Here is a 22,538-nt window from a genome sequence, read left to right as displayed (position 1 = left end):
ATCGGAAAACCATTCGCTATTCGCCATTCGCTACTCGCCTCTACTCAATAATCACCAGCGGTTCGCCGAATTCGACCGGCTGGCCGTCCTCGACGAGGATCTGCGTCACCGTGCCCGCGCGTGGCGACGGAATCTGGTTCATCGTCTTCATCGCCTCGATGATCAAGAGCGTCTGCCCGACCGATACCTTGGTGCCGACCTCGATGAACGGCTTGGCGCCGGGTTCGGACGCCCAATAGGCGGTGCCGACCATCGGCGAGGGCACGACGCCCGGGTGTTTTGCGATGTCGGCGACGGGAGCCGCGGCCGCCGCGCCCGGGGCGGCAGCGGGGGCCTGGAAATGCGACGGCATCGATGCGGCGATGCTGATGTTGCGTGCGACCCGCACCCGCAGGCCGGCGCGTTCGATCTCGATCTCGGTGAGACTGGTCTCGTCGAGCAGCAGCGCGAGTTCGCGGATCAGCCCGCTGTCGTCGCTGGTGATTTTTGCGGTCTTTTTATCGTCAGGCTGGCGCGCCATGATCTTGATCCGGAACTTTCTGAATGGTGACGGGCGGGGGCGTCAGGCTTTTGCCTTCAGGCTTTGGGCTTGGCGCCGATCCTGGCGGCAAGGCCGTTGATCGCCAATCGGTAACCGTCGATGCCGAAGCCGCACAGCGTTGCGAATGCGGCCCTGGCGGTGAAGGAGTGGTGACGAAAACTCTCGCGGGCGTAGATATTGCTGATGTGCACCTCGACGGTCGGAATCTTCACCGCCATCAGGGCGTCATGCAGCGCGATCGAGGTGTGCGAATAACCGCCGGCATTGATGACGATGCCGGCCGCCTTCTTCGCATGCGCCTCGTGGATGAAATCGATCAGTTCACCTTCGCGGTTGGACTGCCGGCAATCGGCCTTCATGCCGAATTGCGCAGCGGTCTGCGCGCAGAGCGCCTCGACATCGGCGAGCCTGGCATGGCCGTAGGTCTCGGGCTCGCGGGTCCCCAACAGATTGAGGTTCGGGCCGTTGAGCACGTAGATCGTCTCGGCAGGTCTTTCGGCCATCCAATTCCCGGTAATGCTTGCGGCAGGTGGCGGGGTTATAGGTAACATCAGGCCCAAGGGGAAGCCTTTAGGCCGTTCGGTACTCCTTTCAAATGCCTCATCCTGTTCATAAAAAGGCGCGCGGAAGCTACTGAAACCGCTGGTTAACCAATAATTAAGGGAATGGGGCGCGGTTGCTTATTCGCGACCCCGGCATGGCGCCACGCGAAAGGGGCGGGCATCTCTGCCCGCCCCGAAACGCGCCTCGACCGCCGGATATCAGGCTTCCAGGATAGCTACGATCTCAAGCGACCTCGGATTCACCACCACGATTTGCTCATTGACGAGGATGAATTCATATCCGCGCCATTGCGGATAGATCGTCACCACACGCGCCGGCAGAGGATGGAAGGTCACGCCGCTGCGCGGCACCTTGGTGCCCACCGCGATCGAGAAGTTGACCTTGGTGACCGGAGCAACGCGCTGTTCCTTGATCACGCTGGTGATCTGGGTGCGCTGCTCGGTCGAGAGCTTGGCGCCGGCGCCGGCCTGGCCCGTGGTGGTCGTGGACGGGCTGCTCTGTCCGGTCTGCGACTGGGTCGTGGTCTGGGACTTGCTGTCCGCCGCGCCCTTGACGCCGTCCTTGGCGCGGTCCTGCTCCGAAGCCATGCCCTTCGACTTCTGACCCGACATTGTGTTGTCCTGGGCGCGCTGGTTCTTGCTGCCCCCCGGTGCCATCTTCTCGTTCGACTGCGCACCCTTCATGTGTTTGGACTCCCCGGCATCGCGGTTCATCGGAGCTGCCGCAGGCGCGCCACGTTCGGAAGGAGGCGCGCTCTGCTGGGTGGTGATGCCGCCTGCTGCGCCGTCCTCACGGCTCATGCCGGTTCCCTGCGCATTGGCGAAACCGGTTCCGGCGATCAGCGCTGCTGCGGCGACCGAGATCAAGAAGCGATTAGTCATCGAATATCTCCTCACGTATCTGTATTGCCCGCGCCGACAACGGCAGGTGAGGGGCGATGTTCCGCGGGATCGCCGGTTCCATCGGGTTTGTTTTGTGAACGCGCGATGAACCGCATCGCCGCGAAAACGGCGCAAACAAAAGGCCGGCGCGATGGCCGGCCTTTCAATTCATCGATGCAGCATCGGATCGTCGCAGACGCGCTCAGCAGGTCGCCTTGCCGCAACGCGCGATGCCGATCTTCTCCTTCAGGTTTTCGACGCCGACCGCGCCGATCACCACCTGCTTGCCGATCACGTAGCTCGGCGTGCCGTTCATGCCCATCGCCTCGGCGAGCTTGAAATTCTGCTCGAGCGTGGCGCGTACTTCCGGACTTGCGAGATCCTTTTCGAGCCTGGCCATGTCGACGCCCACCTCCTTGGCGGCCGCCATCGCCCGCGCTTTGTCAATCTGGCCCCTGCCGTTCAGCAGCTTCTGGTGAAAATCGAGATACTTTTTGCCGCTGGCATCCTGCATGTGCACGGCGATCCCGACCTGGGCGGCTTCGACGGAAGAGGGGCCGAGCACCGGGAATTCCTTCAGCACCACCTTCAGCTTGGGATCGGATTTCATCAGCTCCATCATGTCGGTCATGGCGCGTTTGCAGTAGGGGCAATTGTAGTCGAAGAATTCGACCATGGTGACGTCGCCGGCCTTGTTGCCGACGGTGACGTCGCGCGGCGAATTGAAGATCGCCTCCGCGTTCTTGGTAACGCCCGCCTGATGCTTCTCGGCCTCGGCCGCGCTCTGGCGCTTGCTGAGCTCCGTCATCGCCTCTTCCAGCACTTCGGGATGGGCGAGCAGATAGTTGCGGACGATGACTTCGATGTCCTTGCGCTGGGTGTCGGAAAAGCTCTGCGCGGTGGCCGCCGGCGGCGCCCCGCAGAGTGCGAGCGCGAACAGGGCGGCGGCGAGCAGGCGGAACGAAGGCATTGGCAAATCCTCTTGGACCAATTGATTGGGTAAGTTGCAGCGGAAGCCGGCGTTGCGAAACTCGTTACGCCGGCTCGGTTTATTTCTAGTTGCTCTTCTGGCCGGGCAGCGGCTTTGCGGAGACGATATCGTCGGCCTTGACCCAGCCCGGCGTGCCGATCGCGAACCGGGTCTTGGCCCGCGATGCCAGATCGCGCGCTGTCTTGTTGTCGCCGCGCAAGAAGGCCGCCTGGGCGGAAGCAAGGTCTGCCTGCGCGTAATCTCCTTTTCGGCCATAGGCCATCGCGAGCTGGGTATAGCCGAGCGGCGCCTCGGTTTCTCGTGCCACCGCCGCGCGCAGAATCGCAATCGCTTCGTCAGTGTGGGCATTATTATTAGTCGCCACGAGCGCCTGCCCAAGTAACATCTCGATGAGCGGCGCGTTATTCGATAGTTGAACCGCCTTGCGCAAGGGCGCGATGGCCTCCGCCGGCTTGCCGCCTTCCAGCAGCGCCTGGCCGCGCAATTCATGGAAATAGGGGTTATTGGGCTGTCCCTGGATCAGGGCGTCGATCTGGGCGACCGCACTGCGCAGATCGCCGTGCCGGTAAGTCGCAATGGCGCGGGCATAACGCGCGGGCAGGCTGTCGTTCGACTGCGGATAGCGCCGGTGGACGGTGTCCGCCCGTTCCATGAAGGCCGAGATCTTGGCGCGCGCCATGTCGTGGCGCAATTGCAGCGCCGGATCGTCCTTCTTGTCCCAATAGGGACTGGTGCGCGCCAGCTCCTCCAGCGCTGCGACGCGCTCGGCGGGCATCGGATGCGACATCACGTAGGGATCGGAACCGCGCGCGGCGAACAGGCTCTCACTGGTGAACCGCTTGAAGGTCTCGTACATGCCCTTGGCGGACTGGCCGGTGGCGGTGAGGAATTTTACTCCGGCGCGGTCGGCATTTTCCTCCTGCTGGCGTACATAAGAGAGCAGGGAGCGGCGGATCACTTCCTGCGGCGCGGACATCGCCGCGGCGCCGGCGTTGGCGAGCCCGCTATTGGCATTGCCGCTGCGTGCCCCGGCGACCAGCGCGCCGGCGCCGAGCAGCATGGCGATGATCATCTGGGTCTGCGCCGCCGCCAGCTGTTCGCGCAGCTTGGAGAGATGGCCGCCGGCCAGGTGGCCGGTTTCGTGCGCCAGCACCCCGATGATCTGGTTCGGGGTGTCGGACTGCATCATCGCGCCGTAGTTCACGAAAATCCGCCGGCCGTCCGCAACGAAGGCGTTGAATACGCTTTCGTTGATGATGACCATCTGGATGTTCTGCTTTTCCAGCCCTGCCGCGCGCAGGATCGGGCGGGTATATTCGCGCAGCAACTGCTCGGCCTCGGTATCGCGGATGACCGGCGGGCCCCGTCCTTGCGCCAGCGCAGGCACCGGCGCAACGACGAGCGCGACCGCCGTCGCGATGGCGGTCAGTCTCGACATTTTCCGGCGCAGGGCGATGCGTAGCAACATGGCGGTCTTCAGGGATTGGCGGCGGCCTGGATACGATATATGCCCTAACAAGCCGCCGAATGCGGCTTGTCTGGGGCACCAGGGTCCCGTTTCCCGAGCTCAAATAGCAGATATCGATGCCTGATGCGACACTGAGACACCGCGCCAAAAGCCTGCTGACGGCGTCCGGACGAAGCAATGTTCCGCCGTTCATGGTGATGGACGTGATGGCAGCGGCGGCGCGCATCGAGGCGGCCGGCGGCCATGTCATTCACATGGAAGTGGGGCAGCCGGCGGCTTCGGCGCCGAGGTCCGCGATTCTGGCCGCCCACGCCGCCCTCGACGTCGGGCGGATCGACTACACCTCGGCGCTCGGCATTCCCTCGCTGCGCGAACGGATCGCGCGGCATTACCGCGAGACCTACGGCTGCGCCGTGGACGCCGAGCGGGTAGTGATTACCACGGGGTCGTCGGGCGGGTTCATCCTGGGCTTTCTCGCGCTGTTCGAGCCGGGCGACCGCGTCGCGGTCACGGTTCCCGGCTATCCGCCGTACCGCCACATCCTGACCGCGCTCGGCTGCGAGCCGGTGTTGATAGAGACCTCGAGCGAAACCCGTCACGCGCTGACCGGCGAGGCGCTGCTATCGGCGCATCGCAAGACGCCGCTGAAGGGCGTACTGGTCGGTAGCCCGGCCAATCCCACGGGAACGATGATGTCGCGCGAGGCGCTCACCAGCCTGATGGCGGCGGCGGAGAGCGCAGGCATCCGTTTCATCTCCGACGAAATCTATCACGGTCTCGACTATGCCTTTCCGGCGGTGACAGCGGCGGAACTGTCGCCGGATGCGCTGGTGATCAATTCGTTCTCGAAATACTTCTGCATGACCGGCTGGCGGGTCGGCTGGATGGTGGTGCCGGAGCCGCTGGTGCGGCCGATCGAACGGCTGCAGCAGAATCTGGCGATCTCGGTGCCGACGCTGTCGCAGATTGCCGCCGAGGCCGCCTTCGAGGGCCGCGCCGAGATGGAAGAGATCAAGCACGGTTATCAGGAGAACCGCCGCATCCTGATCGAAGGCCTGCCCAAGGCCGGCCTCGACACATTCCTTCCCGCCGACGGCGCGTTTTATCTCTATGCCGACGCCTCCAAATTCACCTCCGACAGCTTCAAATTTGCCGGCGAGATGCTGGAAAAAGCCCGCGTCGCGGCGACCCCCGGGGTCGACTTCGACCCGATCCACGGCCGCCAGTTCATCCGCTTTTCCTACGCGCGTTCGGCCGACGAGATGCGCGAGGCCGTCGCGCGCATCGCGCAATGGCTGCGGTAGGGCCCGGATAGACACCCCGCGCCATTGACTCCCATGACCTAGTTGATCTTGGCTATGGACGGGGAAATGGCCGTTTTTGCAGGAACGACCGGCAGAACGGCGAATTCTGGAGGGAGGGGGGACTGTCGTGGCGGCAAGACACGCGACCCGCGTGAGGATCAAGGCGCCCGGCGACGGCTTCATCAAGCCGATCAAGAGGGTGATCGCGCCGATCGTCCTCTGCGCGGTGGTTTCCGGTATCGCGCATATCCAGGATGCTGGGACAGTCGGTCGTATGGGCGTCACGGCCCTAATCCATCTTGAGACTGTCTCGACCTTTGCCCTCGGGCTCGGCCCGGTGGCCGGAAGCCTGACGCGTTCCGGCGCGGGATTCGGCGGCGCCACGGCCAATGCGGAGGCGAACCAGTATTTGCTGAACTGAGGTATTTAAAATGTGGCTGTTTTTCGTGCTTGCCTGGTTAGGCTTATTGGCCGTGATAGCGCTCTTTGCGCAGCAGGCATTCGGTTACGATTTCGCGAGGATGTCGGCTCTCTACGCTGCGCTGCCCGCAATGCAGCGTCTCGCGACCGGCACTATTGTCTTCATGGCAATTTCGCTGATCGGGGCAACCATAATTCAAGCTTACAGAATTGCACGCCAGGAAAGAAACCTGAACTTGCTGCGCGGTCGCCTCAAGGGCTTCCGGCAGGACGCCGTAGTCGCGCACGACTCGCAGAACCGCTTCGACGCGGCTGTCCAGCATCTCGTCGACAGCGACCCAGAGGAAGCGATCTCGTCCCTGCAGGAGAAGCTGGCGGATACCGAGCAAAGGGCAGTTTTGCAGCAGAGCCGGAACGAAGCCGCCGATATGCCGGATCGGCTGGGCGACATCCGGCGCCGCCAGCATGCGCTTCGGGAGCTGGTCGGCGCCGTGGCCGAAAAACGCCGGGCGATGGAGCCTGTCTTCGGCGAACTCAGGGATCGTCAGCGTCAGCTCGAGAGGTCGCTGACGGAACTCGAAACCGACGACAGCAAAAACAGTCTTGCCATTCGGATGAAGGAACTGGACGGCGACGTATCGCTGATCCAGGCGCGGTTGAACGCGTTACAGGAATCACTGGCGACGCTGAACCGCTTCAAGGAGGAACTGGCCAAAGCCCAGGCTGAGCTGGTGCCCCTGCGGTCGCCGGAGGCCGGAATCAACGCCCTGATCGATGAACTGCGTCTAAGCCGTGATCGGCTGACCAAGTCTCTCGATGAATTCGAAGCGAGCGGCGACGAACCGCTTGGTTTGCGGGTGGAAGCGCTCTCCAAAAACAAACTCGAGATCGAGCGGAGGGTCGCGCGCCTCGATGATTGCTTCAATATCCTGGATACGATTCGTCTGGATCTTGAAGAACTCAGAGAACGCCAGGCGCGTCTGGAGCGTTCGATTGCGGAGGTGGAGACGGATTCCAGCGGCAAGAGCCTCATGGATCGCCAGAACGCGCTGAACGAATTCGTCATAGAGTCCCGTTTGCGTCTCCGGACGCTGCAGGATTCATCCGCGATGCTGAACCGGTTCAGGGAGGAACTGGCCCAGTCACAGGCAGACCTTGTGCCCCTGCAGGCACCGGTATTCGGCATCGAGGCCCTGATCGCGGAGGTGCATGCCATTCGCGATCTCGTGACCAAAACCCTCGGCGAGATCGAAGCGAACGGTGACAACAAGCTCAGCTCGCGCGTGGAAGTGCTCTCCAGCAGCAAGCGCGAGATCGATGAGAGAATTGCCCAGGTGTTCGACCATTTCGCAAAACTCGATTCGATACGAAAGGATATCGGCGGGATCTTCACGACGATAAGGGGCACCCTCAACAGGATCGGTTGATGGCGCGACGACGAGTTGCAACCGACTCGAGATGGCGAGGGGACGAATATTCGCCACGGGTCAAACTGCGGACATTCGCCGGGGACGCTAACCGAGCCCCTTGGTGGTGGAGACGTGAGGCGAAGACCCGGCCGGCGGCCGGGCCAGGGATCGGCCGACGCGCCTGAGCATCGCACTGGCCCGCTTGGCACTATGGTCAAGCAGCCAGCGCCCGAACGCAGCGGCTGACAGCGCAGGCGCGTAGAGAAATCCCTGAATGACGTCGCATCCCAGTTCCGCCAGCAAGTCTCGTTGCCCGTCGGTTTCGACGCCTTCGGCGACGACGGAGAGCTGCAGGCTCTGGCCGACGCGAACCACCGCGGTAACGATCGCTCGCGCGCTGGGGTCTGCCTCGACGTCACGCACGAAGCTGCGGTCGATCTTCAACTCGCGAATTGGCAAGTGCGCCAGCCGGCTGAGGCTGGAATAGCCGGTTCCGAAATCGTCCAACGACAGGCCTACTCCAAGATTGCGAAGGGCATTCATCGTCTCGATCGCAACCGAGCGCTCGTTCAGGATCACGCCCTCGGTAACCTCGAGCATAAGCATTTCAGGCGGCAGGCCATGGTCTGCGAGGATCCCGGTGACGGCAGATGCCAGGCTCGGGTTCTGGAAATTGATTGGAGACAGATTGACCGACACACAGGGGATATCCAGCCCGGCTTCACGCCACTCCGCCATCTGCCGGCAGGCCTCGCGTATCGACCACTGGCCGATCTGCTCGATCAGCCCGCACTCTTCGGCCAGCGGAATGAACTTCGCGGGCGACACTTCGCCGAGCTCCGGGTCACGCCAGCGCGCCAGCGCCTCGACGCCGTGAATGGCGCCGTCGCTGGTCCGGATCTGCGGCTGATAATGCAATTTCAGGGCATCGTTTGCGATCGCGGTGCGAAGTGCGGAGCTGTGAGCCAGCCGTTGCTCGGCGAGCCTGTTCATATCGGCGCTGAAGAATCGGTAGGTGGAGCGGCCGGCGCGCTTGGCGTGGTACATCGCCGCATCGGCCTGCTGTATCAGGGGGTCGATGTCGGTCGCGTTGTCCGGATAGATACTGATGCCCATGCTGGCGGAGATCGGCACCTGTCTGGTGCCGATCTGGAGCGGCACGACCAGGGATTCGGTGATCCGCGAGGCGACCAGCGCGGCTTCGCCGGCGTCACGGTTCGGCAGCACGATCACGAATTCGTCGCCGCCCAGACGCCCCAGCATGTCGTGCGGCTGAATCTGCGCGCGCAGGCGTTGGGCGAGCTCGACGAGCAATTCGTCGCCGGCAGAGTGCCCGAGCGTATCGTTGACGTCCTTGAAATTATCGACATCGAGGAACGCCAGCGCAACGTGCTTTCCTGGGTGGCAGGCCCGGATCGCTTCGGCGATCAAGTCCCGCAGGCGCGCGCGGTTCGGCAGGCCGGTCAGCATGTCGTAATAGGCGAGCCGCGCGATCTGGGCGCGGGCTTCCCAGCGCTCAATCGCCAGCGCGCCGAGATGCACGCAGGCATCGACGATGCGCTCGTGCCAGCGGCTCGGCGGGCGAGATTCCCTGAAATAGAAGGCGAAGGTTCCGATCACGCGGCCATCCTTCGACTTGATTGGCGTGGACCAGCAGGCGCGCAGGCCGACTTCGAGCGGCCGGATCTTGTACGGTTGCCAGCGCGGATCGGTATCGATGTCGGTCGCAAGGACCGGCTTGCCGTAAAATGCCGCGGATCCGCAGGAACCGACATCCGGACCGATCGCGACGCCATCCAACGCCCGCGAATAGTCCTCGGGGAGGCTGGGGCCGCCCAGCGGATGAACCAATCCGCCGGCGTCGATGTGCAGCAGTGAGGAAACGACATCGGGCGCGATTTCCTCGACACGTCTGCACAGCCGATCCGCGATCTCCGTAATGGGGATTTCATCGGCCAGCGCGCTCAGGATCAACTGCTGCAGCGATCGCAACTGCTTGGTCTCGGAGATATCGGTCAGCAGGGCGAACGTGTATTTGACCCGCCCGCGGCCGTCGCGGAACGCCTTGACGTTGGCCGAGATCCAGATCTCGTCGCCGTTCTTGTCGTAGGCGAGGATTTCCTCCTCGCCGCCGCGTTCCTCGCCGATCCAGTGTCGTAACCTTGCCAGCGTCCTGCGGTCGGTATGGCGCCCCGCAAGCAGATCGATTGCCTGCTGCCCGCTCACTTCCCCGATCGAGTACCCGAACAATCCTGCGAACGCAGCGTTGGTATAGATGATCTTCAGATCGCGATCGGTGACGATAACTGCGCGGTTGGTCCTGTCGGCGACCAACGTGAGCAGCGCCATCCTTTCCCGCCGTTCGACCTCCCTGGTGATGTCCCGGACGAAGGCGATGGTGCGGTCTTGATCGCCGGCCTCGACATGCGAAAGCGACAGTGCGGCACGAATCCGGCTGCCATCCCTGCGCTCGATCCTGATCTCGGAGCAGCGATCCTGGATGACGTCGTCGCCGCCGATCTGATCCGAAGCCGGCGTCGCAACGGATTGCAGCTCCTCGAGCCCCAGACAGCTTACGTGACGACCGAGCACCTCGGTGCGATCCAGCCCCCAGATGAGTTCGGCCGCGGCGTTGAAATAGCTCACATGAAGATCGCTATCGACGATCACCACGGCATCGTTCGCCTGCTCAAGCGCCGCCAGCAGGAAATCCGGGGTTTCGACCACAGGGTAATCGCGTGTGCGCATCATCCAGCTCCGATGCCGCTTGAAAGCCGACGGGGGCAGGCCCCGGTGGCGAGGCACCGTTTTGCCCGAAAGCGTATCGGCTCAATGGTATTAAAAGGGTTGTTCGCTTCGGTTCCGCCCCGCGGAAAAATATCATCCCTAAGAATTCGTTAACCGTCATCCCAGGTGCGAATGATCGCCGAGTGCATATCCGCTTCGGCAGCAGCCCCGGACTGGGCGGAACTATCTGGTTGCGGAACCAAAAGCTCCGATACACACAGGACGGCAGTCGAGTGAATAAAGAAACGAGCGAGGGGGATCGATAGATGCAAGACGTCATGTCGTTGGAGGGAAAAACCGTTGTCGTCACCGGCACCGAGCAGGGAATTGGCCGCGCGATTGCGACGCTGGCGGTCGAGCTTGGGGCGCGGGTGATCGGTGTCGATCTCAACGGTGACAAGCTCAACGCTTTCGCGGCTTCGATGAACGGCCGGCTGCTGCCCTATGTCGGCAGCGTCGCGGATCCGGAGTTTACCGAAGCGACGGTACGCGACGTCACCGCGCGGATCGGCGCCATCCACGGCCTCGTCAACAATGCCGGCATTACCCGGGTGGCGATGATCGAGAAGATGACTCTGCAGCAGTGGAACGAGGTTATCGCGGTGCATCTCACCGGCGCGTTCCTGTGGACCCAGGCGGTGGGCCGGATCATGGTGGCGCAGGGCAAGGCCGATCGGCCGAGCCCAGGCTCGATCGTCAATATCTCCTCGGATGCCGGACGCGCCGGCTCGATCGGCCAGATCAACTACGCCGCGGCGAAAAGCGGACTGCTTGGAATGACCATGTCGACCGCCAAGGAATGGTCGAAGTTCGGTGTCCGCACCAACTCCGTATGTTTCGGCGTGGTCGAGACCCCGATGACGGAAACCATCCGGGGCGACAAGTTTCGCGAGGGCATCCTGGCGCGGATTCCGATGGGCCGCTGGTCGCAGCCGGAGGAGGCGGCCAAGCCGGTCTGCTTCCTGCTCTCGGACGGCGCGTCCTACATCACCGGCCAGCATATCGCGGTGGACGGCGGCTTTCATATTTCGGTTTGACGAGCGGCGCTGCCGCGGAAGATTGGCGAAGTACCTAGGAAGTGTTGACAAAGGGAACTGTTTGAAAATCCAACTCGCACTGGTAGGTATTGCGGGCTGGTGACAGTAGTGAAACAATGCGGAGGTATATTTGTGCGCGTAGGAAAGTGTTTGTGTGGCGCGTGCAGCTATGAGATTGACGGTGATCCGATAGTGATAGCTATCTGCCACTGTACGGACTGCCAACGACTTAGCGGCACCGGGCATTCGACAGGCGCGATGTACGCAGAGTCCGGTATTCGTCTCTTTGGCCAACCGGCTACCTATGCAATGCAGAGCGAGGCGGGGAATACAGTCAAACGATTATTTTGTGGAACCTGCGGTAGCCCACTGTTTGGCAAGAACACCGGCATGCCCGGTGTCATGACGGTGACAATGGGAACATTAGATACGTCCGATGGAATGTTGCCCCAGGTTGAAATCTTTACGCGAACGCGACGCGATTGGGACCGGCCTAATCCGGCAATCCAATCCTTCGAAGTACAGCCGGGCTGGAAGCCCGAGGACGGTATTTGAGCGCCGACCAAATTCAAACTGAGACTTTGGTGAAGGGATTCCCAAATAGCGTAGGTTCTGATTCAAGGTAGCTTTTGGAGAAGCTACCTTGATCCGTGGTTTGATGAACGATGAAGAATGGGCCTATCTCGAGCCCTTTGTGATTGAACGCGGGGCGCGCAGCGGGCGGCGGCCTAGGGATCATCGCCTTGTTCTGGACGGGATTTTCTGGATTGCGCGGACAGGTGTCGCTTGGCGCGACCTGCACGAACACTTTGGCAAATGGTCATCGGTTTACCGCCAGTTCCGGCGCTGGACGTTATTGGGCTTGTGGGAGTTGCTTCTCGAAGCCTTCAACGAAAGCGGCGGTGGCAATCCCAGCTTGCAAATGATCGACAGCACCATAATCCGGGCGCACCACTGTTCAGCCGGTGCTAAAAGGGGGACTGCGCGTCAGGGTCTTGGCCGCTCAAAAGGTGGCTTCACGACCAAGATCCATCTCCGCATAAATGCAATGGGCCTGCCAATAGCGTTTGCGCTGACCGGCGGCGAAGCCTCCGACTTCAAGGGATATATGCCGGTGATGGATGCTGATGGGCCAACGCCCAAGGTCCTGCTCGCCGACAAGGGCTATGATGCTGACTTCATTCGTGAAGACATGGAGAAACGCGGCGGCATTGCGATTATTCCGACCAAGCGAAACAGGTTGATCCAATTGCCCGTTGATGCCGCCATCTATGCCCTGCGCAACATGGTTGAACGCTGCTTCAACAAACTGAAAAATGCGCGAAGGCTGGCAACCCGATACGACAAAACTGCCGACAGCTATCTAGGCTTCATTCAAATTGTCTCAATCCGCTTGTGGATGCGCCAATTTGTCAACGCCTCCTAGATCGCCATCTTCCGCCTCAATAAAAAACCGCCCGGTTGTGCCGGGCGGTTTTTCGTATGTGCGCCCGGCATGGGCATTGACTTGGAGGTGAAAGTCCTCCCGTGAGCTGGTCACAGCGAGCGAAGGGAAACGCAGAGCGTCGGGCCGTGAGGACGGCGTGAAGGAAGCGTGGAACGAAGCTGCGGGCCGACGAACAGGAACCGGATAGAAGGCGGAGCCGAGCAGGGCGAGCGGGCATACGGCCGCGAAGCTCTCGTGACCAAGGCGAGGCGACGTAGATCCGGCGGTCGTGCAGCGAAGGCCGATGTTCTTACCCGGGGAGATCTCGCCTTGTGCCTGAAAGGGCGACGATGGCCGAAAGGCCGGCGGAGCGAGAAGTCAGCAGAGGCCATAGTAGTTCTGCCGAAGCCTTGGCGACGGCATGACGAAGGGCCAAACGATGGGAAGGGCGAGACGCCCATGGGCCTCGGGGGAATTATGCCACGGAAGTCGGATGAAGATCCGAGCGCTCGAACGGCCAATGCGGTGAAGCCGCAGGGGTCGGACGGACGTGTGGAAGCGCCCCTGACTGGCAGTGGAAACGAGTGCCTGGGAAGTAACGACCTGATGGAGCGGGTGTGCGAACGCCCAAACCTTCAGGCCGCATTGAAGCGCGTTCGACAGAACGCGGGAAGTTGCGGCATCGACGGGATGACGGTCGAAGAGCTGCCCGGCTATCTGCGCGTGCACTGGCCGCGTTTGCGCGAGGAACTGCTCGCCGGACGCTACCAGCCGCAGCCGGTGAGACGGGTGGCGATTCCCAAGCCCGGCGGGGGCGAGCGTGAGCTCGGCATCCCGACGGCGCTCGACCGGTTCATCCAGCAGGCCCTGCTGGGTGTCCTGCAACCGCTGTTCGACCCGACCTTCTCGGATGCGAGCTACGGCTTCCGGCCCGGACGGAGTGCGCACGACGCGATACGTCGCGCGCAAGCCTACGTGCAGGAAGGTCGGAGCTTTGTCGTGGACATCGACCTGGAGAAGTTCTTCGACCGGGTCAACCACGACCTCCTGATGGGGAGGTTGACCAGACGGATCGCGGACCGTCGGGTGCTGCGGCTGATCCGCCGCTACCTCAACGCGGGCGTGCTCGCCGACGGGGTGGTGATCGGGCGGGAGGAAGGCACGCCGCAAGGCGGCCCACTCTCGCCGCTGTTGGCCAACGTGCTGTTGGACGAAATCGACAAGGAGCTGGAGCGAAGGGGCCATACCTTCGTCCGCTACGCCGACGATCTGAACGTCTATGTTCGGACGCAGCGTTCGGGCGAGCGGGTGATGGCCTCGCTGCGCAAGCAGTTCGGAAAGCTGAAGCTCCGCGTCAACGAGGCCAAGAGCAAGGTGAGGCGTGCCACGGCATCGAAGTTCCTCGGCTTCTCCTTCTGGACAGGCAGAGGGCGGACGATCCGGCGGCGCGTCGCTCCACCGGCCATCAAGCGCATGAAGGAGCGTGTGCGGGAACTGACCCGGCGCAGTGCCGGACGAAGCCTCGCGCAGACGTGCAAATCGCTTGGGGTGTATCTGACCGGGTGGAAAGGCTACTTCCGCCTCGCAGAGACACCTGGGGTGTTTGCCGACATCGATGCCTGGGTCCGTCATCGCCTGCGGGCGGTGCAGCTCAAGCACTGGAAACGGGGTCGGGTTATCTACCGCGAGATGATCGCACGGGGGGCATACCCGGCCGCGGCCAGACGAGCAGCCGCCAACAGCAGACGCTGGTGGCGCAACTCGGCGATCGCGCTCAACACGGTGCTGCCGAATGACCTCTTCAAACGATTGGGAGTCCCAAAACTTGCCAGTTGACCTCAACCCGTCGAACCGCCCGGTGCGGACCCGCATGCCGGGTGGTGTGGCAGGGGACGCGGAGACAAACCTCCACGCCCCTATGCCGATCGCAAACCAGAATCCTTATTCGCCGCTGCCGAAGCGTCGCGACCACCAGCCGGCCTTGCGGGGCTGGGTGTCGGTCGTCGTGTCGGCCGCGTTCTGCGCCGGGGCCGGGGTTGATACCGGCGGTTCGGGCTGGCTGTGGCTGACGGGCGCGGGCGCTTCGGGCTGGGCGTTGACCACGAAGCTCACCTTTTCGCGCACGGTCGAACGCCGGCGTGCGGCGGCTCGTTCGGCCTCCTGCGCCGTTTCGGTCTCGGCAGAAGCCTGGGCCGGCTCCGGCTGAGCGCGCTCCGCAGGTTGCGGTTCGGGCGCCAGCGCTTGCGCAACCGGTTCGGATTGAACGACCAGCGGGGCCGGCTCGGCTGAATATCCGTCGAAATCGGCAACCGCGCTGCTCACCTCGGGCGCCGACCTCGGGCCGAGTTCGTCCGCGATCGATCCGACCAGACCGTCCTCCGGCCCGCCGCGCCGGCGGCGTCCGCCACGGCGTCCGCGACGGCGGGGCCGGCGCTCGCCGCCCGGCGCCTGATCGCCGCGCTCGAGACCGGGCTGTTCTTCGGACTCGTCCTCGTCGGTTTCGCTTTCGTCCGCGACGGCAGCGGCAACCGCGGCCGCCTCAAACGGGACACGGACGCTATCGCTGTCATCGCGGGCCGGCCCGCCTTCACGCGGCTCGCCGGAACGGCCACGCCGCCGCCGCCGCCGCTTGCGCCTCGGGCCGCCATCCGCCTCGCTGCCGGTCTCTTCGCCGGCGGCTTCATCAGAGAGCCCTTCGGTCTCGTCGGTCTCGACTTCGGATTCGGTTTCGACGTCGAACGGCCCTTCCTCGTCGAAGGCTTCCTCGGTCTGCGGCGGGAAGGCCGCAACCTGCGCCGCCAGCAGCGCCTTGGCGGCTTCCAGCGTATGTACCTGCTCGCCGCGGTCGATGATGAACGACTGCTGGCCGCTCACCGAGGGATCGGCGACCACGGCCAGGGCGACCTTGAAGCTATTTTCGAGATCGCGCAGATGGCCGCGCTTGTGGTTGAGCACGTAGAGCGCCACTTCGGTCCGGGTGCGCACCACGAGATTATGGGTGGCGCCCTTCATCAGGATTTCCTCGATGCCGCGCAACAGTTGCAGCGCCACCGACGATACCGAACGCACATGGCCGCTGCCGCCGCATTGCGCGCAGGGCTCGGTCGAACTCTCCAGCACGCTGGCGCGAATGCGCTGGCGCGACATCTCCAGCAGGCCGAAATGCGAGATGCGTCCGACCTGGATCCGCGCGCGGTCCTGGCGCAGGCAATCGGACAGCTTGCGCTCGACCGAACGGTTGTTGCGCTTCTCGTCCATGTCGATGAAGTCGATGACGATCAGGCCCGCGAGATCGCGCAGGCGCAATTGCCTTGCGACTTCCTCGGCAGCCTCGAGATTGGTCTTGAGCGCGGTATCCTCGATGTGGTGTTCGCGGGTGGAGCGGCCGGAATTGACGTCGATTGAGACCAGCGCCTCGGTCTGGTTGATCACGATGTAGCCGCCGGACCGCAACTGCACGGTCGGCGAGAACATCGCATCCAGCTGGCTCTCGACGCCCATCCGCGAGAACAGCGGCTGGCCGTCGCGATACTGCTTCACCGCCCGTACGTTCGAGGGCATCAGCATCTTCATGAAATCGCGAGCCTCCTGATAGCCGGCTTCGCCGGCGACCAGGATTTCGTCGATTTCCTTGTTGTAGAGGTCGCGCAGCGACCGCTTGATCAGCGACCCCTCCTCGTAGACGAGGGTGGGGGCCTGCGACTTCAGCGTCATGTCGCGCACGGTTTCCCACATGCGGATCAGATATTCGAAGTCGCGCTTGATTTCCGGCTTGGTGCGGGAGGCACCCGCGGTGCGCAGGATGATGCCCATGCCCTCGGGCACGTCGAGATCCTGCACTACTTCCTTCAGGCGCGAGCGATCCTGCGCCGAGGTGATCTTGCGGCTGATGCCGCCGCCGCGCGCGGTATTGGGCATCAGCACGGCGTAGCGGCCGGCCAGCGACAGGTACGTCGTCAGCGCCGCGCCCTTGTTGCCGCGCTCTTCCTTGACGACCTGCACCAGCATCACCTGCCGGCGCTTGATGACTTCCTGGATCTTGTACTGGCGGCGCGGGCGGAAGGCGCGCTCCGGCACTTCTTCCATGACGTCGTCGCCGCCGACGGACTCGACGACTTCCTCTTCGGCGTCCTCGCCTTCGTCCTCATCGTCGTGATTCTCATCGCCACCGGCGACGGCATGTTCGGCCTGATCCGACGCGGCGGTCTCGCCGTCAGCGTGTTCGGCGTGGGGGGCGTCGTCCGCATAAGCCGCGTTTTCGAGTGCGTGCGCTTCATGATGTTCATGATGCGCGTGCTCTTCTTCCTCTTCTTCGCGAACTTCTGCCGTGGCCGCCTCGACGGCAGCCGTATCGGGCAGCGTTACCGCGGCCAGCGTCTCGCTGGCGTGGGTCTCGGTGCCCTGGTCCTGCGCGCGATCGTGCTCATCGTGCGCATGGTCCTCATGATCATGATGCTCCGCATCGTGGTGATGTTCGGCATCGTGGGCGTGGCCGTCCTCGGCGTGGAAGCTTTCGCCGTGTTCCTGGCCTTCATGCGGCGGAGCGACCTGCATCAGGTCGGGGCTCGCGCTCTCCACGATCTCGCTCTGGACCCGCTCGCCATTGCCGCGGCGGCGCGAATTGCGGTGGCGCGGACGGCGGCGGTTGGAGCGGTTCTCGCTCTCTTCCTCGGCCTCGCGATGGGCGCGCTCGTCGGCTTCGATCAGCGCCTGACGGTCGGCGACCGGAATTTGATAGTAGTCGGGATGGATTTCGCTGAAGGCGAGGAAGCCGTGGCGGTTGCCGCCATATTCGATGAAGGCCGCCTGCAGCGACGGCTCTACGCGCGTGACCTTGGCGAGGTAGATGTTGCCGCGAAGTTGCTTGCGCTGGGCGGTCTCGAAATCGAACTCTTCGACGCGATTACCGCGGACTACAACGACCCGGGTCTCTTCCGGGTGGGTAGCATCGATCAACATTTTGTTGGGCATTTTGAAACTCATGACGGCGGCGGGCGCGTGTTTCCGTGAGCGCGTATCGCGCCGCCGGGTGACGCGACGGTCCACCTGATTCGGGGGTGAGGGGAAGGCCAAAACGCAACCCGGGGCGCCACGCCGAACGGGATCGCATCGGAGCAAGGCGACGTGCCGAGCTTGCGCTCCGCGTCGTCGCGGTTTCTCCATGGATCTTGGTCGGCAACACAGTCTGGCGCATCAAGCGTCGGCCCGTCTGAACACGTGGGCGGCAGGAAGCGCCGCCTTATTTTCTGTCGCTGAAGACCCGGCGCGGCGCCGAAGCGCTCGCCGGCCATCGCATATCGGACCGAGTGCGGTCCGGATAATCAGTCATGCCGTGCCTGAAGCCGTCCCTGGAACAAGATGGTAACCTGGGACCGGCCGCCGCTCGGGCTCGAAACCGCCGCTCCTTGTCAGCCGCGCGCTGCGCTGGCCGTGGAGGGATCGGAAAGACGCAGGAATCCCCTGATATCAGAGAGTTCCGGCGCTGCACCGGGAGGCTGAACGCGACACAACCGGGAGTTTTAGCCGTCAGCCTGCTGTACATACGTTGATTGGGGCCCGCGTGCAAGGGAAGCGTCACAGCGCGGCAACACCCGGTCTTATTCGTTGTAAGCGCCTTAAGCTCTCGTTAACCCTGTGCTTCTAATGCGATAAGAGGGCTGCTCGGAGGCATGGATTCGTTGGCGAGCCGCGCAAATCATCGTGTTTTGCAGGGTCGGGCGCTGTTGTGCGCCGCAGCATTACTATGTTCGGTTCCCGCCATCGGCAAGGCTGCAGAGGGCGAGGCGCCGAATCCCGTCGGAGCCTCGAGCTTCCCGATCGCCTCCGATGTCCGGCTGGCCGGCGACGCCAGGCAAACCCGCTTCGTTCTCGACCTCACCCGGCCGATCCAGTTCCGTGCCTTTGCGCTGGCCGATCCCTATCGGGTGGTCGTGGACATTCCCCAGGTCAGTTTTCAGCTTCCCGCCGGGGTCGGCACCGCCGGGCGCGGGCTGGTCAAGGCCTTCCGTTATGGCCTGGTGATGCCCGGCGGCTCGCGGATCGTGTTCGACCTGACCGGCCCGGCCAGGATTGCCAATTCCTACGTGCTGGAGGCCGCCAACGGCCAGCCGCCGCGGCTGGTGCTCGAACTCGAGCAGGTCGACCGCACCGCTTTCGTCCAGTCGCTGGCGCCCGAAAGCCGGCCCGAGCTGAAGCCCGCGATCGCCGACGCCAAGGCCGCCGCGCCCGCCGAGGCGATCAGCGCTCCCAAGCCCGCCGCACCGGCGGATTCACGCCCCCTGATCGTGATCGATCCCGGCCATGGCGGCATCGACAATGGCACCCAGGCCAATGGCGCCATGGAGAAGGAGCTGGTGCTGGGATTCGGGCTGGCTTTGCGCGACCGCATCGAGAAAACAGGCAAATACCGGGTCGTCATGACCCGCACCGACGATACGTTCATTCCGCTCGCCGACCGGGTCAAGGTCGCCCGCAACGCGTCGGCGGCGCTGTTCGTGTCGATCCATGCCGACGCCTTGCCGCGCCGCGAGGGCGATGCGCAGGGCGCGACGATCTACACGCTGTCCGACAAGGCCTCCGACGCCGAGGCGGAACGGCTGGCGGAAGCCGAAAACAAGGCCGACGCCATCGGCGGGGTCAACCTGACCGAAGAGCCGGTCGAGGTGGCCGACATCCTGATCGATCTGGCGCAGCGCGAAACCCGCACCTTCTCAAACCGCTTCGCGCGCCTCCTGATGGGCGAGATGAAGACTACGGTGCGGATGCACAAGCACCCGCTGAAGTCCGCCGGCTTCAGGGTTCTGAAGGCCCCGGACGTGCCGTCGGTTCTGGTCGAACTCGGCTATGTCTCCAACAAGGGCGACCTCCAACACCTGGTCTCGGAGAACTGGCGCACCCGGACCGTCGGATCGATGGCGCAGGCGATCGACGCCTTCCTTGCCAAACGGCTGGCAACGGCCGGGCCGGCCAAGTGAAAAGCGCGCCGTCCGGGGCTGGAAGCCCTAGTTTGGCCACAGCGACGGCACTATAAAAACCACCGCGAGGGCGTCGGAATCGATCTAAATTCCCTCCCGGCCAACGTATTATCCACCTGTGCGAGACGGCAGATCGCCGCGCGGGGTATTTGCTGAGGAAAACGCCGGCTATTGCGGCGCAAGGGTTGGAACGGAACTTCGATAATGCGCTTGCTGGTGCGGTTCATGGGTTTCTTGTTCGCCGCCGGAACCGTCGTGTTCCTGGTCGGCGTCGCCGCCGTAGCGGGGCTGATCTGGCATTATTCCAAGGACTTGCCGGACTATTCGCAGCTTCAGGATTATGAGCCGCCGGTGATGACGCGCGTCCATGCGTCGGATGGCGCGCTGCTTGGCGAATACTCCAAGGAGCGCCGCCTCTATTTGCCGATCCAGGCGGTCCCGAAACTGGTCATCAACGCGTTCCTCGCCGCCGAGGACAAGAACTTCTACGAGCACGGCGGCATCGACTTCACCGGCATGGCGCGCGCCGCGGTGCTCTATGCGCAGAATTACGGCTCCAACCGCCGGCCGCAAGGTGCCTCCACCATCACCCAGCAGGTCGCGAAGAACTTCCTTTTGACCAACGAAGTGTCGTTCACCCGCAAGATCAAGGAAGCCTTGCTGGCGATGCGGATCGAGCGCACCTATTCGAAGGACAAGATCCTCGAACTCTATCTCAACGAAATCTATCTCGGCCTCGGCGCTTACGGCGTCGCCGCTGCTTCGCTGGTCTATTTCGACAAATCGGTGAACGAACTCACGGTTTCCGAAGCCTCCTACCTGGCGGCGCTGCCGAAGGCGCCGGCGGCGCTGCATCCGGTGCGCAACCGCGACCGCGCCGTCGAGCGGCGCAACTATGTCGTCGACCGTCTGCTGGAAAATGGCTGGATCAAGCAGGCCGATGCCGACAAGGCCCGCAAGGATACCCTGACCGTGACCAGCCGCAGCAACGCCGCGCACATCTTCGCCGGCGAGTATTTTGCCGAGGAAGTCCGCCGCGACGTGTTCGAGCGCTACGGCGAGAAGAAACTGTATGAAGGCGGCCTGTCGGTGCGGACCACGCTCGATCCGAAGCTTCAGGTGATGGCGCGCAAGACCATGACCGCCGGCCTCGTGAAGTTCGACGAGGCGACCGGCTATCGCGGCGCCATCAGCAAGCTCGATATATCCGGCGACTGGGGCGTGAAGCTCGCGGACGTTAAGTCGCTGTCGGATATCTCGCCGTGGCGGATGGCGGTGGTGCTGGAGACCAGCGATCAGTCGGCCCGAATCGGTTTTCAGCCCGGCCGCGAACTGGGCGGCGCCGTCGCCAAGGAACGGCAGACCGGAATCATCACGCTCGATGGCGTGCGGTGGGCCAAGGCCGCCTCCGGGCCGACGCGCTTCAAGACGCCGACCAACGTCGCCCAGGTGCTGGCGCCGGGCGACGTCATCTATGCGGATCCGCTGATCGCCAAGGAGGGCAATATTGTCGAGGGCCAGTACCGGCTGCGCCAGCTGCCGGAAGTCTCCGGCGCGATGGTGGTGATGGATCCCTGGACTGGCCGTGTGCTGGCGATGGTCGGCGGCTTCTCGTTCGACCAGAGCCAGTTCAACCGCGCGACCCAGGCCTACCGGCAGCCGGGCTCGTCGTTCAAGCCGCTGGTGTATTCGTCGGCGCTCGACAATGGCTATACGCCGTCAACCATCGTGGTCGATGCGCCGATCGAAATCGACCAGGGGCAGGGTGCGGGCGTCTGGCGCCCGGAAAACTATTCGACCGGCAAATATTATGGGCCGACCACGCTGCGCAATGCGCTGAAGCGCTCGCTCAACACGGTGACGGTGCGGCTGGCGCAGGACGTCGGCATGCCGCTGATCGGCGAATACGCCAAGCGCTTCGGGGTCTATGACGAATTGCCGAACTATCTGTCCTATGCGCTCGGCGCCGGCGAAACCACCGTGATGCGGATGGTGACGGCCTATTCGATGTTCGCCAATGGCGGCCGGCGCGTGAAGTCGACGCTGATCGACCGCATCCAGGATCGCTACGGCCGCACCATCTTCAAGCACGACGCGCGCGAATGCCGCGGCTGCGACGCGCCTGGCGGCTGGAAGAACCAGCCCGAGCCGCAGCTGGTCGATCGCCGGGAGCAGGTGCTCGATGCCATGACGGCCTACCAGATCACCTCGATGCTGGAAGATGTCGTGCAGGGCGGCACCGCAACCGTGGTGAAGGAAGTCGGCAAGCCGATCGCCGGCAAGACCGGCACCACCAACGACGAGAAGGACGCCTGGTTCATCGGCTTCTCGCCGGATATCGTGGTCGGCATCTATGTCGGCTACGACAAGCCGCGCAATCTCGGCAAGGGCGCCACCGGCGGCCATCTGGCGGCCCCGATCGCCAAGGATTTCCTCAAGCTCGCGCTCGCCGACAAGCCGGCGATCCCGTTCAAGGTTCCCGCCGGCATCAAGCTGATCCGCGTCGACGCCAAGAGCGGCATGCGCGCCGGCCCGGGCGACGGCGGCCGGAGCATCCTGGAAGCCTTCAAGCCGGGCACAGCGCCGCCGGATAATTACAGCGTCATCGGGGTTGCCGATGCGGACGGCCGCACATTAATGGCGCCGCCGGACGCCGGCAATATCATGCTTCCGGGAACCGGCAGGCTCTACTGAGCGCGCGTCGCGGCCCGGGAAAACCCCGGAAACAAGCCTCCC

The 22,538-nt window shown here is 63.6% G+C and carries 15 protein-coding genes and 1 pseudogene; 9 read left to right on the top strand and 7 right to left on the bottom strand.

Annotation, left to right across the window (positions count from 1 at the left end):
* Window positions 1-40 precede the first annotated feature (40 nt).
* The 5 genes from accB to KMZ29_RS15970 form a co-directional block, all read right to left on the bottom strand.
* A complete protein-coding gene (accB, locus tag KMZ29_RS15990; protein ID WP_215620149.1) occupies window positions 41-520 on the bottom strand; it encodes an acetyl-CoA carboxylase biotin carboxyl carrier protein in 480 nt (159 codons plus the stop codon).
* Window positions 521-576: 56 nt separating this feature from the next.
* Window positions 577-1,044 carry a type II 3-dehydroquinate dehydratase gene (aroQ, locus tag KMZ29_RS15985; protein ID WP_215616048.1) on the bottom strand — a complete coding sequence of 156 codons (468 nt, stop codon included), beginning with the start codon at window positions 1,042-1,044 and terminating at the stop codon, window positions 577-579.
* Between the two features lie 258 nt (window positions 1,045-1,302).
* A complete protein-coding gene (locus KMZ29_RS15980; protein WP_215620148.1) occupies window positions 1,303-1,986 on the bottom strand; it encodes a DUF1236 domain-containing protein in 684 nt (227 codons plus the stop codon).
* Between the two features lie 202 nt (window positions 1,987-2,188).
* On the bottom strand, window positions 2,189-2,956 hold the full coding sequence (locus KMZ29_RS15975) for a DsbA family protein (RefSeq protein WP_215620147.1): 768 nt from the start codon (window positions 2,954-2,956) through the stop codon (window positions 2,189-2,191).
* An 85-nt stretch (window positions 2,957-3,041) separates the two neighbouring features.
* Complete coding sequence (locus KMZ29_RS15970; protein ID WP_215620146.1) at window positions 3,042-4,445, bottom strand: M48 family metalloprotease; 1,404 nt, start codon at window positions 4,443-4,445, stop codon at window positions 3,042-3,044.
* A gap of 116 nt (window positions 4,446-4,561) precedes the next feature.
* On the opposite strand from KMZ29_RS15970, the gene KMZ29_RS15965 reads away from it, so the two are divergent.
* The 3 genes and pseudogenes from KMZ29_RS15965 to KMZ29_RS15955 all read left to right on the top strand — a co-directional run bounded on the left by KMZ29_RS15965 (window position 4,562) and on the right by KMZ29_RS15955 (window position 7,596).
* Complete coding sequence (locus tag KMZ29_RS15965; RefSeq protein WP_215620145.1) at window positions 4,562-5,749, top strand: pyridoxal phosphate-dependent aminotransferase; 1,188 nt, start codon at window positions 4,562-4,564, stop codon at window positions 5,747-5,749.
* A 142-nt stretch (window positions 5,750-5,891) separates the two neighbouring features.
* Window positions 5,892-6,149, top strand: a pseudogene (locus tag KMZ29_RS15960) (cation:dicarboxylate symporter family transporter); the annotation flags it as partial.
* Window positions 6,150-6,180: 31 nt separating this feature from the next.
* Window positions 6,181-7,596 carry a coiled-coil domain-containing protein gene (locus tag KMZ29_RS15955; protein ID WP_215620143.1) on the top strand — a complete coding sequence of 472 codons (1,416 nt, stop codon included), beginning with the start codon at window positions 6,181-6,183 and terminating at the stop codon, window positions 7,594-7,596.
* 87 nt (window positions 7,597-7,683) lie between these two features.
* Here the strand turns inward: KMZ29_RS15955 and KMZ29_RS15950 are convergent, their stop codons facing one another.
* Window positions 7,684-10,326, bottom strand: a complete 2,643-nt coding sequence (locus KMZ29_RS15950; protein WP_215620142.1) for an EAL domain-containing protein — start codon at window positions 10,324-10,326, stop codon at window positions 7,684-7,686.
* 305 nt (window positions 10,327-10,631) lie between these two features.
* Here KMZ29_RS15950 and KMZ29_RS15945 point away from each other — a divergent pair, with 305 nt between their 5' ends.
* The 4 genes from KMZ29_RS15945 to ltrA all read left to right on the top strand — a co-directional run bounded on the left by KMZ29_RS15945 (window position 10,632) and on the right by ltrA (window position 14,664).
* A complete protein-coding gene (locus KMZ29_RS15945) occupies window positions 10,632-11,402 on the top strand; it encodes an SDR family NAD(P)-dependent oxidoreductase (protein ID WP_215620141.1) in 771 nt (256 codons plus the stop codon).
* A 99-nt stretch (window positions 11,403-11,501) separates the two neighbouring features.
* On the top strand, window positions 11,502-11,957 hold the full coding sequence (locus KMZ29_RS27020) for a GFA family protein (RefSeq protein WP_215620140.1): 456 nt from the start codon (window positions 11,502-11,504) through the stop codon (window positions 11,955-11,957).
* Window positions 11,958-12,060: 103 nt separating this feature from the next.
* Window positions 12,061-12,828, top strand: a complete 768-nt coding sequence (locus KMZ29_RS15935) for an IS5 family transposase (RefSeq protein WP_215624293.1) — start codon at window positions 12,061-12,063, stop codon at window positions 12,826-12,828.
* A 459-nt stretch (window positions 12,829-13,287) separates the two neighbouring features.
* Window positions 13,288-14,664 (top strand): group II intron reverse transcriptase/maturase, encoded by a 1,377-nt coding sequence (ltrA, locus tag KMZ29_RS15930; RefSeq protein WP_369810021.1) that lies wholly within the window; start codon window positions 13,288-13,290, stop codon window positions 14,662-14,664.
* A 105-nt stretch (window positions 14,665-14,769) separates the two neighbouring features.
* Here the strand turns inward: ltrA and KMZ29_RS15925 are convergent, their stop codons facing one another.
* Complete coding sequence (locus tag KMZ29_RS15925) at window positions 14,770-17,799, bottom strand: Rne/Rng family ribonuclease (protein WP_215620139.1); 3,030 nt, start codon at window positions 17,797-17,799, stop codon at window positions 14,770-14,772.
* Window positions 17,800-18,506: 707 nt separating this feature from the next.
* Between KMZ29_RS15925 and KMZ29_RS15920 the strand changes: the two genes are divergently transcribed.
* Both KMZ29_RS15920 and KMZ29_RS15915 read left to right on the top strand, forming a co-directional pair.
* Complete coding sequence (locus tag KMZ29_RS15920) at window positions 18,507-19,802, top strand: N-acetylmuramoyl-L-alanine amidase (protein WP_215620138.1); 1,296 nt, start codon at window positions 18,507-18,509, stop codon at window positions 19,800-19,802.
* 204 nt (window positions 19,803-20,006) lie between these two features.
* Window positions 20,007-22,496: a penicillin-binding protein 1A gene (locus KMZ29_RS15915; RefSeq protein WP_215620137.1), complete on the top strand. Its 2,490-nt coding sequence runs from the start codon at window positions 20,007-20,009 to the stop codon at window positions 22,494-22,496.
* Window positions 22,497-22,538 lie beyond the last annotated feature (42 nt).

The organism is Bradyrhizobium sediminis, assembly GCF_018736085.1.
GTDB lineage: Bacteria > Pseudomonadota > Alphaproteobacteria > Rhizobiales > Xanthobacteraceae > Bradyrhizobium > Bradyrhizobium sediminis.
This window is presented reverse-complemented; position numbering and strand designations above follow the sequence as displayed.

Coding starts and splice junctions, on each gene's coding strand:
- accB (WP_215620149.1), bottom strand. CDS start 520: ATGGCGCGCCAGCCTGACGATAAAAAGACCGCAAAAATCACCAGCGAC.
- aroQ (WP_215616048.1), bottom strand. CDS start 1,044: ATGGCCGAAAGACCTGCCGAGACGATCTACGTGCTCAACGGCCCGAAC.
- KMZ29_RS15980 (WP_215620148.1), bottom strand. CDS start 1,986: ATGACTAATCGCTTCTTGATCTCGGTCGCCGCAGCAGCGCTGATCGCC.
- KMZ29_RS15975 (WP_215620147.1), bottom strand. CDS start 2,956: ATGCCTTCGTTCCGCCTGCTCGCCGCCGCCCTGTTCGCGCTCGCACTC.
- KMZ29_RS15970 (WP_215620146.1), bottom strand. CDS start 4,445: ATGTTGCTACGCATCGCCCTGCGCCGGAAAATGTCGAGACTGACCGCC.
- KMZ29_RS15965 (WP_215620145.1), top strand. CDS start 4,562: ATGCCTGATGCGACACTGAGACACCGCGCCAAAAGCCTGCTGACGGCG.
- KMZ29_RS15955 (WP_215620143.1), top strand. CDS start 6,181: ATGTGGCTGTTTTTCGTGCTTGCCTGGTTAGGCTTATTGGCCGTGATA.
- KMZ29_RS15950 (WP_215620142.1), bottom strand. CDS start 10,326: ATGCGCACACGCGATTACCCTGTGGTCGAAACCCCGGATTTCCTGCTG.
- KMZ29_RS15945 (WP_215620141.1), top strand. CDS start 10,632: ATGCAAGACGTCATGTCGTTGGAGGGAAAAACCGTTGTCGTCACCGGC.
- KMZ29_RS15935 (WP_215624293.1), top strand. CDS start 12,061: ATGAACGATGAAGAATGGGCCTATCTCGAGCCCTTTGTGATTGAACGC.
- ltrA (WP_369810021.1), top strand. CDS start 13,288: ATGGGCCTCGGGGGAATTATGCCACGGAAGTCGGATGAAGATCCGAGC.
- KMZ29_RS15925 (WP_215620139.1), bottom strand. CDS start 17,799: ATGCCCAACAAAATGTTGATCGATGCTACCCACCCGGAAGAGACCCGG.
- KMZ29_RS15915 (WP_215620137.1), top strand. CDS start 20,007: ATGCGCTTGCTGGTGCGGTTCATGGGTTTCTTGTTCGCCGCCGGAACC.